The 15,253-nt window shown below is 75.5% G+C and carries 9 protein-coding genes; 3 read left to right on the forward strand and 6 right to left on the reverse strand.

Features of this window, described 5'->3' with window-relative positions; all coding sequences use genetic code 11:
- Positions 1 to 9: 9 nt before the first annotated feature.
- Both AB0G17_RS19860 and AB0G17_RS19865 read right to left on the reverse strand, forming a co-directional pair.
- A complete protein-coding gene (locus tag AB0G17_RS19860) occupies positions 10 to 1,053 on the reverse strand; it encodes a ketoacyl-ACP synthase III family protein (protein WP_361384006.1) in 1,044 nt (347 codons plus the stop codon).
- A gap of 37 nt (positions 1,054 to 1,090) precedes the next feature.
- Entirely contained in the window at positions 1,091 to 1,849 is a 759-nt protein-coding gene (locus AB0G17_RS19865; RefSeq protein WP_361384009.1) for an SDR family oxidoreductase, read from the reverse strand.
- Positions 1,850 to 2,029: 180 nt separating this feature from the next.
- On the opposite strand from AB0G17_RS19865, the gene AB0G17_RS19870 reads away from it, so the two are divergent.
- Positions 2,030 to 5,146, forward strand: a complete 3,117-nt coding sequence (locus AB0G17_RS19870) for an amino acid adenylation domain-containing protein (RefSeq protein ID WP_361384012.1) — start codon at positions 2,030 to 2,032, stop codon at positions 5,144 to 5,146.
- A gap of 41 nt (positions 5,147 to 5,187) precedes the next feature.
- On the opposite strand, the gene AB0G17_RS19875 is transcribed toward AB0G17_RS19870, so the two are convergent.
- Entirely contained in the window at positions 5,188 to 6,561 is a 1,374-nt protein-coding gene (locus tag AB0G17_RS19875) for an NDP-hexose 2,3-dehydratase family protein (protein ID WP_361384015.1), read from the reverse strand.
- A 153-nt stretch (positions 6,562 to 6,714) separates the two neighbouring features.
- On the opposite strand from AB0G17_RS19875, the gene AB0G17_RS19880 reads away from it, so the two are divergent.
- Positions 6,715 to 9,960: a BTAD domain-containing putative transcriptional regulator gene (locus AB0G17_RS19880; protein WP_361384018.1), complete on the forward strand. Its 3,246-nt coding sequence runs from the start codon at positions 6,715 to 6,717 to the stop codon at positions 9,958 to 9,960.
- A gap of 76 nt (positions 9,961 to 10,036) precedes the next feature.
- Here the strand turns inward: AB0G17_RS19880 and AB0G17_RS19885 are convergent, their stop codons facing one another.
- The 3 genes from AB0G17_RS19885 to AB0G17_RS19895 are packed head-to-tail and all read right to left on the reverse strand — an operon-like array spanning position 10,037 to position 13,339.
- Positions 10,037 to 11,086 carry a methyltransferase gene (locus AB0G17_RS19885; protein WP_361384021.1) on the reverse strand — a complete coding sequence of 350 codons (1,050 nt, stop codon included), beginning with the start codon at positions 11,084 to 11,086 and terminating at the stop codon, positions 10,037 to 10,039.
- Positions 11,079 to 12,290, reverse strand: coding sequence for an acyl-CoA dehydrogenase family protein (locus tag AB0G17_RS19890; protein WP_361384024.1), 1,212 nt, complete (start codon positions 12,288 to 12,290; stop codon positions 11,079 to 11,081). The genes AB0G17_RS19885 and AB0G17_RS19890 overlap by 8 nt, the downstream gene beginning before the upstream one ends.
- A 17-nt stretch (positions 12,291 to 12,307) precedes the next feature.
- Positions 12,308 to 13,339: a class I SAM-dependent methyltransferase gene (locus tag AB0G17_RS19895; protein ID WP_361384027.1), complete on the reverse strand. Its 1,032-nt coding sequence runs from the start codon at positions 13,337 to 13,339 to the stop codon at positions 12,308 to 12,310.
- 114 nt (positions 13,340 to 13,453) lie between these two features.
- Between AB0G17_RS19895 and AB0G17_RS19900 the strand changes: the two genes are divergently transcribed.
- Positions 13,454 to 15,232, forward strand: coding sequence for an FAD-dependent monooxygenase (locus AB0G17_RS19900; protein ID WP_361384030.1), 1,779 nt, complete (start codon positions 13,454 to 13,456; stop codon positions 15,230 to 15,232).
- Positions 15,233 to 15,253: the final 21 nt, after the last annotated feature.

The raw sequence follows: 15,253 nt of genomic DNA on the forward strand, positions 1-15,253 counted from the left end.
TCCGGCCGGTCAGGAGAGCCAGGGCGGGGTGGCAAGGATCTCGACCACGGCGCCGGCGATGGACAGCCCGGACGCCAGGCCGACCATGAGCATGTGGTCGCCCGGCACCAGCGCCCCGGTGAGCAGCAGATGGTCCAGGGCCGCGAGGTGGTCGGCCGACGCGAGATGGCCGACGCCCCTGGCGTACTCCCAGCAGGACTTCTCCATCCCGAGCCCCAGCGGCATCATCAGGCGCTGCTCGGTGAAGTCCCGGGACACGCTCATGTACGAGGCCCGGGCGACGTCCTGGAGCGTGATGCCGGCCTCGTCGGTCAGCCGGTCCACGAGGGTGCGCAAGCCCTCGAGGCTGTGGCGGTTGAAGTCCGCGTAGGACGTGGTCGTGAAGAAGTCCCGCGACCGCTTGCCCAGGTCGAGCGGGGCGCGGGTGGTCGCGGGCGGAGGGAAGAGCGGCTCGCTGCCCCGGTGCAGCGCCTCGAGCTCCTGGACGAGGACGGTGCCGACCGACTTCAGCCGGGCGAAGCCCGCGCGCTTGGAGAGCACCGCCGCCGCCCCCGCGTCCCCGATGAGCTGGAAGGGCGCCGAGCGCCACCGGTCCACCAGGGGCGAGTCGAGGTTGTCGCCGAGGGTGACCAGCGCGCTCTCGCGGTCCTCGGCGGCCCGCAGATAGCAGACGGCCAGCTCGAAAGCGTCGAACATGCCGTTGCAGCCGTGCCGGACCTCGAAGGCGGGGACGCTGCGTCCGGTCGCCCGGCCCACCGTCTGCAGCTGCACGTAGTTCTGCGCGCACCAGGCGTCCGGCCCCTCGTAAAAGCACGAGGAGTGGAAGAGCGCGTCGATGTCGGAGCGGGTGCGCACACCGCGCTCGAAGGCCTGCTCGGCGGCGATGACCGCCATGTCGGGGCCGGAGACGCCCGGTGAGACGGCGACCCCGGTGAGCCCGGTCTCCTCGTAGGCCTCCGCCTCGTAGTGGCCCTGCGCCACCGCGTGCGCGGAGTCGACCGTCGCGGGCACGTACAGGCCGACGGAGTCGATGTAGATGTCCTGAACCTTCACAGTTCTCTCCCCGTGAGTGGGCCGGGCCGACGCGGCCCTAGCGCCCGCCGTCGACGTGCAGCAGCTGGCCGCTGATGTTCGTGTTGGCCGCCGAGCCCAGGAAGACGAGCGCCGCCGCCACGGCGTCCGGCTCGGACAGCCGCGCGGTCGGGGTGCGCTCGCGCTCCTGCTCGCGCAGGGCCGGCGGCAGCGCGCCCAGCACCCCTTCGGTGAGGGTCAGCCCGGGCGCCACGGTGTTGACGAGGACGCCGTCCGGGCCCGCCTCCCAGGACAGGCTGCGGGCCAGCCCGTGCAGCGCGGCCTTCGCCGCGCCGTACACCTCCTGGCCGCGGCGGCCGTGCGTGGCGATGTGCGAGGAGACGAGGACCACCCGGCCCCACCCCTGGGCGCGCATGTGCCCCAGGACGAGCTGGGCGGTGCGGACCGTACCGGCGAGGTTGTCGTCCAGCGTGGCCCGCCACTGGTCGGCGGGTACGTCCTCGAAGCGGACGGCGGGGCCGCGCCGCGGGCCGCGCCGGTAGGCGTTGGCCACCAGCACGTCCACCCCGCCCCAGCGCCGGGCCACGTCGGCGACGGCCGCCTCGGGCGAGCCCGGCTCGTCCAGGGCGTAACGGACCGCCAGGGCCCGCTCGCCGCCGCCCAGCTCCGCGACCAGGCGGTCGGCGCCCTCCCGGTCCCCGTGGTAGGTCAGCGCCACCCGGGCGCCCTCGGCCGCGAAGGCGCGCGCGGTGGCGAGGCCGATGCCTCGCGTGGCGCCGGTGACCAGGACGACCCGGTCGGCAAGGCCAAGATCCACGGTGTTCCTCCGAAGGACGGGGCGGCGCGGTCCGCTGCGGTTTCCCGCGATCCTGCGGGCCGCGGTTCGAGACCCGGTCCAGCCGGATTCGATTCGACGGCGGCTTGAAGGCCATGGCCGAGGATCCGCCCTGACCCGGAGCCGGGACCGCCCACCGGGACCGTTGCCAAGGAGGCCGCCATGGAGAGGCAGAAACCGTCCGCGTCCAGTCGCCACCCCGACGGGGAGTCGCTGTACGAACGCGTCCTCGCCCGGGCACGGCGCTCGCCGCAGGAGCCCGCGCTCCGCTTCGAGGGCACGGACACCTCCTACCGGGAACTGGCCGAGCGGGCCGAGGCCGGCGCCGCGGCGCTGGCCGGGCTCGGGGTGGGCCCGGGCGACGTCGTGGCCGTCCGCGCGGCGTGCACGGCGGACACCGTGGTGGCGCTGCTGGGCATCCTCGGCTGTGGGGCGGCGTACACGGTCGTCCCGCCCGACTGGCCGCGCGGCAGATACGAGTGGATCGCGGGCCTGGACGAGGTCCGGCTGTGCCTCACCGGCAGCGACGAGGCGCCGGTGGCGGGGGCCAGGACCGTCGCCCTCGCCGAGGTGGCCCGCGCGAGCGGCGGCGCGCCCGCCCGGCCGGCCGCGGCGCCCGCCACCGGGGACGAGCCCCTCTGCGTCTTCTTCACCTCCGGCAGCACCGGCGTCCCCAAGGGCGTCGTCGCCTCGCACCGCGGGGTGCTGCGGCTGGCGCAGGAGTCCGACTGTGTGCCGCCCGGCCGCATGGTGACCTACCAGACCGGCTCCACCGCGTGGGACCTGCTGGCCTGGGAACTGTGGGTGCCGCTGCTGCGCGGCGGCACGGTCGTGCTGTCGGGCGGCGCCCACCCCACCGGTGCGCGCATCCGCGCGGCGGTCGCCCAGGGCGTCAACACGCTCTTCCTCACCACCGTCGCCTTCAACGCGCTCGTCGACGACGACATCGACTGCCTGGCCGGGCTCGACCTGCTCATCACCGGCGGGGAGCGGCACTCGGGCCGTCATCTGACGGCGCTGCTGCGCCACCACCGGGACATCCGGCTCGTGCACGCCTACGGGCCCGCCGAGTCCACCACCTTCACCACGGCCCACCTGCTGGACGCGGCACGGCCCGAGCCCGAGTTCCCCATCGGCCGGCCCCTGCCCGGCACGGACGTCTGGCTGCTGGACGAGGACCGGCGGCCGGTGGCCGACGGCGCGGCCGGCGAGATCGTGATCGGCGGGGACGGGCTCGCGCTCGGCTACCTCGGCGATCCCGGGGAGAGCGCCCGGCACTTCGTCGTCCTGGAGCTGGACGGCGCGCCGCGCCGCGTCTACCTCACCGGCGACGTGGCCCGGCGGGACGCGCGCGGGCGGCTCGTCTTCGTCGGGCGCCGCGACCGGCAGATCAAGATCCGCGGGGTGCGGATCGAGCCCGCGGAGATCGAGGCCGTACTGGAACGGGCCCCGGCGGTCAGACGGGCCGTGGTGCTCGCCCTGAGCGACGCCGCCGGCCGCGCCACGGGCCTGGCGGCCGTCGTCAGCGCCGAGGGCGGCCCGCTGCCCGACCGTGACGTGGTCGCCAAGACCGCCCGGGAGGCACTGCCCGCCGCAGCCGTGCCCGAGCGCATCGCGGTCGTCGACCGGCTGCCGAAGCTGCCCAACGGCAAGGTGGACCACCGGGCGCTGCCCGCCCTGGTCCCGGCCGCGTCCCACGGCCCGGCCCGGGCGGGCGAGGACGGCCGCGCCGATGACGGGGAGACCCTGCGGACCGCGCTGTCGGTGGCCGGGGATCTGCTCGGCTACCGGGTCGGCCCCGACGACGACCTGTTCGACCACGGGGCGACGTCCATGACCGCGATCCGCATCGCGACCCGGCTGGCCCGGCTGCTCGGCCGCCCGGTGAGCGAGGTGGACGTCCTGGAGGGCCGCACCGTGCGGGCCGTACTGGCCCGGCTCGCCGAGGACGGGCCCCGGCCGCAGGACGCGCCGGGGGAGGCAGCGGCCCGGCAGACGGCGCCGGACGGGGCGCTGGACGCGGGGGCGGACGGGGCGCTGTTCTCGCTGGAGAAGTTCTGGCGGATGTCCGAGGACGAACCCGACCTCCACGAGTCCGTCATGCCGATGCTGTTCGTCCTGCGCGGCGAGCTGGACCCGGCGGTGCTGAACGCCGCCTTCGACGCCGTGGTGGCCCGCCACGACGTGCTGCGGACCCGCTTCGGGCCGGGCCGGACGGGCCCCAGCGCCGAGGTGCTGCCCCCGCAGCGGGCCACCGGCCTGCTGCGGGTGGACCAGGGCCCGCCGCCGCCGCGGGCGCGCGCCGAGGAGGAGGTACGCCGCTGGCTCACCGCGCCGTTCGCGCTGCGCGGCGCACTGCCCGTGCGGGCCCGGCTGACGGCGACCGAGGAAGGGGAGTGGCTGCTCGCCGTGGTCGGGCACCACATCGCCTTCGACGCCTGGTCGACCCGGCTGTTCTGGCGCGACCTGTTCGCCGCCTACCGGGCGCTGGCCGCAGGGCGGCCCGCCTTCGACGGCCCCGCCCCCTCCTTCCTGGCCACCTACCGGGCCCAGACACGCGACCAGGCGCCCCGCCGCGAGGCGGCCGCCCGGTCCTGGCGCGAACGCGTGGCGGGGGTCGACTGGCTGAGGTTCCCCGGTGCGTCGGGCATCGCACGCTACGGACCGGCCGCCGAGGTGGAGCTGGAGCTCACCCAGGAGCTGATGTCGGCCACCGGAAGGGCCGCGGCCGCGGTGGGCGGCACCGCGAGCGCCGTCTTCCTGGCCGCCTTCGCACGGGTGCTGCGCGCCCACACGGGCGCGGACGACCTCGCGGTGTGCACCCCGGTGGCCGGCCGCTTCGGACCGGACTCCGCGCAGTCCATCGGCTGCTACGCGAGCATGCTCGCCCTGCGCCTCACCCCGGCCGCCGAGCCCCGGGAGCTGGTCCGCCAGGCCGCCGGGCAGCTGCGCGAGGCGATGAGCGCGCCCCTGCTGTCCATCGACCTCCAACTGCCCGACGTGCCCGCCGGATTCCGGCGCCACCCGCTGCTCCAGGCGTACTTCGCCCTGGAGGAGGTGCCGCCGCCGCGGGTGGAGATCGTCGCCGGCCTGCACGGCGAGCAGATCCGGGTGGCTCCCCAAACCTGGGTGCCCGAGCTCCATCTGGAGCTGCGTCCGCATCCGGACCTGGGCGGTCTGCTGCGCTACCGCACCGATGTGATGGGGCGCGCCGACGCCGAGCGGCTGGCCGCCCGGCTGGTGGCCGAGGTCGCCGAGCTGGGCGCCCTGGTGCGCTGAGCGTGTTCCGCGGCCCCGTCCCGTACGGGGCCGCAGACCGGTCAGTCCAGCGAGTGCAGCACGGCGACGAGGGTGCGCGCCTGCATGTTGAGGTAGTAGCCGTGCCGCAGCAGACGGCCGATCTGAGCGGCCGTCACCCATACGAACTCGTCGGGCACATCGGCCAGTTCGTCGCCCGTCTCGATGATCCGGTAGCGGACCTCGGCGTGGTGGAACCGGGCGCCCTCCTCCGAGAGCACGGCGTCGTAGAGCACCCGTGGCGAGGGCGCGGACGTCACGTGGTCGAGGAAGCGCGGGCGCCGCCCGGCGGGAGCGTCGCGGTAGTTGTCCGGGGTGCACTGCAGGGTCGGGCCGAACTCGGCGACGTCGAGCGCCCCCGCCTCGACCCGGGCGTGCAGCAGGACATGGCGCACGCCGTGGATCCTGCGGGTCAGCAGGACCGCGTGGCCGCCGGGCGCCGGCGCCAGCAGAGGCTGCGACCAGTGCAGGATCTCCCGGCTGTCGGCGTGCACCTCGGCGGCGATGACCTTGAAGTACTTGCCGTCGGGGCGGGAGATCTCGTCGTCGAGCCGCCGCCACGACGCGGTGTCGCGCAGCGGGACGCGGTGCTGCGCCACTTCGTAACGGGCCTTGATCTCGCACAGCCGGCTCGTCACCTCCTCCAGGCGGTGCAGGGCGCGGCCGTCGTCGGGGCCGGCCGCGCCCGGCAGGCAGGCCAGCACCGAGCACGCCTCCATGCTCAGGACGTTGTCCCGGTGCATCAGGGCACGCAGCTGGCCCAGGGTGAGCCAGCAGAAGTCCTCGTGGTCCGGGACGGCGTCGAGGGTCTCGACGACCATGTGCCGGTTGCGCTTGCGCAGGAACCAGGCGCTGCGCTCGGACTGGAGGCTGTCCACGAGCAGACGCCCGCCGCGCGGCTCCACGAAATGCTCGATGTAGGGGATGGTGCGGCCCCGGTGCACCCCGGTGTAGTTGCTGCGGGTGGCCTGGACGGTCGGCGACAGCCGCACCGCGCCGGTGTTGCCCGGTTCCAGCTTCGCCTGCATCAGGAAGTGCGGGACGCCGTCGAACTCGCGGACCAGGATGCCGAGAATGCCGATCTCGCGCTGCACCAGGATCGGCTGCTCCCAGCTGCCGATCGGGTCGTCGGCCTCGACCCGCAGCCCCTCCACCGAGAAGAACCGGCCGCTGTCGTGCGCCAGGGCGCCGGTTGTGGGATCGAAGCTCCAGTTCGACAGCCGGGCGAAGGGGATACGGGTCACCTGGAAGACGCCTCGCCGGCGGCGGCCGGCGAACCAGGCGTCGAAGCGCGCGTTCGGCATCACGGGGCTGTCCGCCGCGCGTGCGGAGGCGGCGATCCGCCCGTACGGACCGGCGAGGTCGGCGGGGGCGGACTCCGTGGAAGAAATGGGCATGCTGCTGACCTTGTCCTCGGGGCGACGGCCGAGACGGAACCTAACGAAGCGGCGCCGAGGGACCTTCGAATCCAGGCCGAGCAGGCCCCGGCGGGCATGGACGCATCCGGTAGTGTCGCCAGCCGGAAACAGAGCCGAGGAGGGGCGGGCACCATGGCGGAGGCCGGCATCCGGGTGGCGGTCCTCGGCCCCTTGGTGGTCCGCGACCCGCTGGGCAACGAGGTCCTGCTGCCGGGGACCCGCCTGAGCACCCTGGTGATCCGCCTCGCACTGGCCGGCGGCCGCCCGGTGGCCCGCCAGCGGCTCATCGACGACGTGTGGGGCGACACCGCCACACCCGCCAATCCGCTCAACGCCGTGCAGGCGCTGGTGTCGAGGCTGCGCAGGCTCGCCCCCCAGCTGCCCGTCGACTCGACCCTGGCGGGGTACGCGCTCGGCGTCGGACCCGAGGCCGTGGACCTGTGGCGGTTCGAGGAACTGACCGCGCTCGGCCGCGAGCAGCTGCCCGACCGGCCCGACCTGGCGGCGGCCACCTTGCGCCGGGCGCTGGAGCTGTGGCGCGGAGAGGCGTTCCCGGAGGCCGCCGGCGCCCCGTTCACCCTGGCACCCGCCACGCACGCCCGGGAACTGCGGTGGTCCGCCCTGGCCGCGCGGATCGACGCGGACCTGGCGGTGGGCCGGGCCGCGCAGACCGTGCCCGAGCTCGAACGGCTCGCCGCCGCCGCGCCCACCGACGAACGATGGGCGACCCGGCTGATGCTGGCCCTGCGCGCGGCCGGACGGCAGGCGGACGCCCTGGAGGTGTACGGGCAGACCCGCCGCGCCCTCGCCGAGCTCGGCATCGACTGCTCCCAGGAGCTCGCGGACATCCATCTGGCGGTCCTGCGCGGCGAGCCGGCGCCCGGCGGGCCGGCCCGCCGGGGTGCCGCGGCCCCGGCGGTGTCCGTACGCACCGGGGCCCCGGCCCGGCTCACCGCGTGCCTGGGCCGCGAGGCCGAACTCGCCCGGGTCGCCGCCCTGTTGGCCGAGCGGCGCCAGGTCACCCTCGTCGGCCCCGGTGGCATCGGCAAGACCCGGCTCGCGACCGAGGCCGCACACGTCCTCGCCGACCGGTTCGACGACGGGGTGCGCTGGGTGAACCTGGCGGAGCTGCGCTACCCGGACCGGGTCGCGCAGAGCGTGCTGGACGCCCTCGAACCGGGCGGCCCGGCGGTGCTGTCCGCCCCGGCGCCCGCCGTCGGCGCCACCCGCGAACGGCTCGCGGCCCTCATCGGGGACCGGCGCCTGCTGCTGGTGCTCGACAACTGCGAACACCTGCTCGACGCGGTGGCCGGGCTCGGTGAGGAGCTGCTCGCCGCCTGTCCCGGGGTGCGGGTCCTGGCCACCAGCCGTGAGCCGCTCGCCGTCGCCGGCGAGGCCGTACTGCCGCTGGGTCCGCTGCCGGTGCCGCCCTTCGGCGCCGCGGCGGCGGAGGTGGCCGCGAGCCCGGCCGTACGCCTGCTGGCCGAGCGGACCCGCGAGATACGCCCGTCGTTCGCGGCCGACGCCGCCAACGCGGCCGACCTGGCCCGGATATGCCGTCGGCTCGACGGTCTGCCGCTCGCCCTGGAACTGGCGGCGGCACGGCTGCGGGCCCTGTCGCCCGCCCAGATCGCCGCCCGCCTGGAGGAGCACTTCCGGCTGCTGACCGCCGACCGCCGGGGCTACCCCGCCCGCCACCGCACCCTCGACGCCGTCGTCGCCTGGAGCTGGGAGCTGCTGGGCGCCGAGGAGCGCCTGGTGGCCCGCCGGCTGGCGGTCTTCGCCGGCGGGGCGACCCTGGAGGCGGCGGAGCGCGTCTGCTCGGCGCCGCGGGCGGGGGTGGCGCCCGAGCGGGTCCTCGATCTGGTCACCGCGCTGGTGGACAAGTCGCTGGTCTTCCTCGACGAGACCAGCGGGCAGGCGCGCTACCGGATGCTGGGCAGCATCCGCGAGTACCTGCGCGAGCAGTTGCCGCCCGGTGAGGGGGAGGCGGTGCGGGCCGCGCACGCCCGGTACTTCCTGGAACTCGCGGAGTCGGCCGAGTGGCAGCTCCTCGGCGCCGACCAGGTGGTCTGGCTGGGCCGCCTGCGCGCCGAGCAGGACAACCTCCAGGCGGCGCTGTACTGGTCGGTGGAGGCCGGCGAGGGCGCCCTCGCGGTACGGATGGTGGCGGCGCTCGGCTGGTACTGGTTCTTGAGCGGGCAGCAGATCGAGGCGGCGGAACGGGCGGCCCGGGCCCTGTCCGTCGCGGGCGAGGACACCCCCGCCGACGCCCGCGCCCTCGTACTGATCATGTCGGCCCTGGCGCCCGCCGCCACCGCCCACCCGGTGTCCGAGGCCATGGCCGGGATCCGGCAGTGGATGGAACTGGCGCGGCACACCCGCCCGCCCGGGGCGCCCGAGCGTCCCGAACTCGCCGCGTTCCAGGCCATGCTGCACATGCTCGACCAGGACCCGGCCGGGGCGCTGGACGCGATGGACCGCCTCACGCGCGAGGCCAATCCGTGGACCCGGGCGTGCGGGCACCTCAACTGCGGTCATCTGCACGCCGTGCGCGGCGACGCGGACACGGCCCGCCACCACTACCGGGCGGCGCTGCGCGAGGCCCGCGCGGCGGGGGAGCGGTGGGCACAGATCCAGGCTCTGAGCGCCCTCGCCGAGATCGCCGCGACCGCCGAGGGACCCGGTGAGGCGGCGCAGTTGCTGGAGGACGCGCTCCATCTGGCGGTCGAGCTCGGCGCGCTGGAGGACCAGGTCACCATCCGGGCCCGGCTGGGCGGGGAACGCGCCCGCGGCGGCGACATGGCCGGCGGGCGCGGTGAGCTGGAGCGGGCCCTGGAGACGGCCCGGCGGTTCGGCATCACCCGCTGCGTGCCGCGGGTGCGCTGGGCGCTGGCGGACGTCGTGCGCTGGCAGGGCGATCCGGCGGGCGCCGCGGCCGTCCTCGCCGGCGGCCCCGCGGCGTCGGGCACCACCGGGTGGCCCGACGCGGAACAGCTCGCCCTGACGCTGTGCGGGCAGGGGCACATCGACGTGGCCGAGCGGCGCACGGCCAGCGCGGCCGAGCGGTACGCGGAGGCGATGACGCACGCCCTGCACCTGGGTGACCCGCGCCTGATCGCGGCCGTGGCCCGGCTCGGCGCCGACATCGCCCAGGAACACGGCTACGCCGAGCGGGCCATGGGCCTGCTCGGCGTCGGGGACGGTCTGACCGGCCGGGCGGGCCGCACCCACCCCGACACGGTGCGGATACGGGCCCGCTGCGCGGACTTGGCGGCCGGGCCCGCGCTGGAGGCGGCCTACCGGGCCGGTACGGCCGCGGCGGCGGCCGGCCCCGAGGCCTGGGCCGGCCGGCTCGCCGCGGCGGCCGGCCGCTGAACCGCGGCCGGGGCAACCGGATCCGAAAGGCGAAGGCACTTCGCGGGCGACCGGATCCGCCCGGCCAGGCCCCAGGTCACCTCGCGCCGGGGACCACGGCCTCGATCAGACGCACCACCGAGCCGGTCGCCGTGATGGAGCGGAACTCCAGGCCCGCCCGCTCCAGCAGCGTGCGGAACTCCCGCGCCGTGCGCTCCCGGCCCCCCTGGCTGACCAGCATCAGCAGATTCATCACGGTGGCGATCTCGGGGTTGTCGGTGGCGTCGAGGACCTGCTCGACGAGGACCACCCGCGCGCCGGGGCGGGCCTCGCGCACCAGGGTGCGCAGGGCCGCGACGGCCGTGGCGTCGTTCCACATGTGCACGACGCCCTTGAGGAGGTAGACGTCGGCCGTCACCGGCACCTCGATGTGGCAGTCACCGCTCACCAGCCGGCAGCGGCCGGCGAGTTCACCGCCCTCGCGCAGCACCGGATCGGCGTGGGCCACCACCTGTTCCAGGTCGAACAGCACGCCGTTGAGGGCCGGATGGCGCTCCAGCAGCGCCCGCAGCAGGGTGCCGTGGCCGCCACCGATGTCCGCGACCGTGTCCGTGCCCGCCAGGTCGAGCGCCGCCGCGACCGCCACGGCCGACGTTTCGCCGGACTTCGCCATCGCCCGGTCGAAGAGCGCGCCCAGCTCCGGTTCGTCCTCGTGCAGATGGGCGAAGAGGGGCTTGCCGTACAGGCCGGGGAAGACGCTTTCGCCGGTGCGCACCGCGTCGTCGAGGCGGGACCAGATCCGCCAGGCGAACGGGGCGCCCGCCAGCAGGGCCATCGCCTTGCGGCTGGCGGGCGCGTCGGTGCGCAGCAGCCGGGACAGCTCGGTGTGGGCGTACCCGCCCTCCTCGGCCTCCCGGAAGACGCCGTGGCACACCAGCGCCCGCAGCAGCTGGACCAGCGCCTCCTCGTCGGCGCCCACCGCCGCCGCGAGCTCGGCGGGCCGCACGGGCTCCTCCCCGACCGCGTCGGCGAGCCCGAGCCGCGCGGCGGCGGTCACGGCGGCCGTGACGCCGAGGCTGTAGGCGAGGGCGTGCAGGCGCAGCGGGGCCGGTGTGCCGGACGCCGGGGCCGGGACCTGGTCAGCCATGGGAGGCCGCCTCCTTGGTGGCGGGCGGGTAGGCGCCCAGCGTGTGCCGGGCGTACACCGCGCAGTTGCTGTCGAATTGCAGGGCGGCGTGGCTGCCCGCCGCGTGGACGTCGCGCCAGGCCCGCTCGACGGGGCTGCCCTCGGCCTGGCCGCGTGCCCCGCTCTCCCGCTGCAGCCGGTCCACCGCGTCCTGGAGGGACTCGGCGACGATCGCGTAATCGCGGTGGCTGCGCGGGACCGCGTCGGGTGTGACCTCGCCCGCGGCGTCCGCGGTGGCGGCGATCCGCCCGATGAGCAGGGCGGCCGTCTCCACGGCGGCCGAGGACCGGGCGAGGGCGGCCTGGACCGACGCCTTCTCGGCGGACGGAACGGTGCGGCCCATGAGGACCTCGCTCTTGCGCGCGATCCACCGCGACCAGGCGTCCAGCGCCCCCTGCGCCGCGCCCACCGCCGGCGTCACCATGGTGAGTCCGTTGACGAGGCGGAAGGGCACCGCGTGGCAGCGGGCGGGCTCGGTCTCGGGCGCGGTGCCCGCCAGCAGCACGGCCTGGGAGAACGAGCGGTGTTCGGGGACGAACACCTCGCTGAGGACCACGGTCTTGCTGCCCGTGCCGCGCAGTCCCACGGTGAACCAGGTGTCCTGGACCTCGCAGGCCGCGCGCGGCACGGCGAAGAACCGCAGCCGTTTCTCGGCCGGGTCAAGCTCCCAGGCCGACAGCAGGATCCAGTCGGCGAAGTCGACCCCGCTGATGAAGTTCCAGGAGCCGTCGAGCAGCCACCCGCCCGGCGCGGCGGTGGCGGTGGTGGTCGGGACGAACCCCGCCGACACCCGGGCGTCGGGGCCTTCGCGCCATATCTCCTGCTGGCCCCGGGCGGGCAGATACGCCGCCATCCGGGCGTGCGAGGCGAAGAGGGCGGCGCACCAGCCCGCGCTGGTGCAGCCCGCGGCGACCTCGGTGACCGCGCCGACGAAGTCGGTGAAGGTGCCGGCCGCGCCGCCGAACCGCCGGGGCACGAAGTGCCGGGCGAACCCGGCCGCGGTGATCGCCTGTACGGCTTCGGGCGCGAGCACCCGCTCGCGGTCGGCGGAGCGTGCGTGGCCGGCCACGACGGGCCGGGCCGCGCCGGCGGCGGCGGGCAGCCCGCCGCCTTCTGGTGCGGGGTGCCGCGCGGTGGTCATCGCGGCGGGTCCGGTCTGCGGCATGAGCGCATCCTTCCCGGTCAGGCGCGTTCGGCGAGGAACAGCCGGTGCATGGCCTTCTCGGCGCGGTGGTCGGTGGGGTTCACGAAGCCCGCCTCGGTGAGCATGTCCTTGTAGGTGTCGACGGAGTGGGTCTCGCCGCTGTGCGTCTGCACCAGCATGATCACCGAGAACATGTACGGCAGCGGGTTGGTGTGCGGGGTGTCATCGGTGTCGGTGGTGTGGCCGACGACCGCGATCCGGCCGCCCGGCTTGACCGCCGTGGCCGCGCGCTTGAGCAGCTCGACCGCCTCGGCCCGCGAGAAGTGGTGCAGCACGTTGGTGAGCATCACGATGTCGTACGGGCCGCCGAGCGGGGTCTTGAACATGTCGCCCGGCAGGGTCTTGAAGCGGTCGGCCACACCGAGCCGCTCCGCGTGCTGCTGGGTGATCTCCAGGACGCTGGGCCAGTCCAGGCCGGTGATGGTGGCCCGCGGCTCGCGCTGCGCGAAGGTGAATCCGTAACTGCCGTGGCTGCAGGCGATGTCGAGGACGTCGACGCTCTCGCGGTCCTTGGACCACGGGACGAGCTGATCGGCCATCAGCTCGGCGGCGCCGTTGTTGAACCAGGAGGTGCTGGTGGCGAACTCCTGCCAGTAGTCGAACTCGGGGGTCAGCGCGTGGGTGTCGGCGACGGTCCCGCCGTGGCGCACCGCGTCGATGAGGTTCTTCTGCGCGTCCCACTCCCAGTCGCTCGCGCCGAGCCGCACCGCGCCGCCGAAGAACTGCGAGCCGGTGCTGACGAGCAGGGATTCGCCGCCGGCGGGCAGCGCGTAGGTGTTGCCCTCGGCGTACAGCAGGCCGATCGCGGCCAGGGCGTCCAGCAGGATGCGCATCCCCCGCGGGTCGGTGTCCTTGAGCTCGGCGAGAGCCGACGCGGTCAGCGGGCCCTCGGCGAGCGGGTCGAAGAGGCGCAGGTCGAACGCGGTGCGCAGCAGAGCGGTCTTGACATAGCCGCGGGCGATGTCGTGCAGCTGCCGGACATCGACGCCGGGCAGTTCGTTCTGGGTCATGGCTACCTTCCGTGACTGAGGGGCGAGCACATCCTTGCGGCGCCGCTTCGAAGCACGTTCGAAGCCCGCACGTCACCCTGCTCGGGCAGGTGACTCACGTGACGGGAAGCAGGCATGGAAAGCAATGTCGAAGTGGTGGTGGCGGGTGGCGGGCTGGTGGGCCTGTCCCTCGCGCTCTTCCTGGCCGACCAGGGTGTCGGCACGCTCCTGGTCGAACAGCGCCGGGAGCCGTCGAGGCTGCCGCGCGGGCGCGGACTGAACCTCCGCTCGATGGAGGTGCTGCGCGCCGCCGGTGTGGAGGAGGCGCTGCGCGCGGCCCCCGCCTCCGTCCTGCGCGACCTGCCGCAGATCGCCCAGGCGCGCACCCTGACGGGCGAGGAGCTCTTCCGGGCGGCACGCCCCGCGGCCGGGGCGTTCACGGCGATCAGCCCGACCGCGCCCGTGCTGGTCGACCAGCCCGAGGTGGAGGCAGTCCTGCGCACCCACGCCCAACGGCGCGGCGCGCGGCTGCGGTTCGCCACCCGGCTGGAGACCTTCGAGCAGGACGCCGACGGAGTGCGCGTGCACCTGCGCGACCTGCGAGATGACACCGGGCACGTCGTGCGGGCCCGCTATCTGGTGGCGGCCGACGGCCACCGCTCCCCGGTGCGGGCCGCCCTCTCCATCAGGACCAGCGGCGTGGGCAGCATCGCCCACTACGCCAACATCCCCTTCCGGGCCGACCTCTCCGGGCCGCTGCGCGGGCGTCCGCTGGCGCTGTGCTACCTGGACGAGCCCGTCGCCCACACCATGCTCACCCGGCTCGACCACCCCGAGCGCTGGGTCCTCATGGTCCCCTACCGGCCCGAACGGGGCGAGAGCGCCGCCGACTTCACCGCCGCCCGCTGCCTGGAGCTGATCCGGGCCGCCGTCGGGGCGCCCTGCCCTCAGCCGGAGCTCCTGCGGGACCTGGACGCTCCGGGCGTGAGCGTGCAGACCTGGGAGCTCGCCTCGTGGACGGCGGACCGCTACCGCGAGGGCCGGGTGCTGCTCACGGGCGACGCGGCGCACGTGATGGCGCCGGCCGGCGGCCTGGGCGGCAACACCGGCATCCAGGACGCGCACAACCTCGCCTGGAAGCTGGCGGCTTTGCTGCGCGGCACCGCGGGAGCGGGACTGCTCGACACCTATGAGCAGGAGCGCCGTCCGGTGGCGCTCGCCGCCACAGAGCAGTCGGTACGTCAGCAGATGCGCCGGCGCTCGGGCGGACGGGAGGACAGCCCCGCCGGGAAGGACAGCCCGGCCGGGAAGGACAGCCCGGCCGGGAAGGACGCCCCCGCCGGGAAGGACGCCCCCGCCGGGAAGGACGCCCCCGCCGGGAAGGACAGCCCGGCCGGGAAGGACCTCTCCGCCGGGAAGGACAGCCCCGCGCCGCACCCGCTCGCCGCCGTGCTGGGCCACCGCTACCGCTCCGAGGCCGTGCTGGCGGAGCACCCCGGCGAGCCGGTACCCGCGGCCGCCGTTCAGTTCACGGGCGAACCCGGCACCCGGGCCCCCCACCACGTCCTCGAACGTGACGGCGTCCGGCTGTCCACGCTGGACCTGTACCGGAGCGCCTTCGTGCTGATGTGCGCGGAGCGCGGCGGGCGGTGGGCCGACGCGGGGCGCCGCCTCGATCCCGGCCTCGGCGTCCGCGTCCACCGCGTCGGGGAGGCGCTGCGCGACGTGGACGGCGGGTGGGCCGCGGCCCACGGGGTCTTCGACAGCGGCGCCGTCCTGGTGCGGCCGGACGGGTTCGTGTGCTGGCGGGCGGGCGACGACAGCGGCGCGGACCACCTCGCCCGGCTCGCCGCCGTCTGCGCCGCCGTGCTGGCCCGGCCCGCGGTCAGCCCCGTATCAGCGCCGTATCAGTGATCCCCGCGACCATCCGGGGCG

The sequence above is a fragment of the Streptomyces sp. NPDC023838 genome, from assembly GCF_040639555.1.
Taxonomy (GTDB): domain Bacteria; phylum Actinomycetota; class Actinomycetes; order Streptomycetales; family Streptomycetaceae; genus Streptomyces.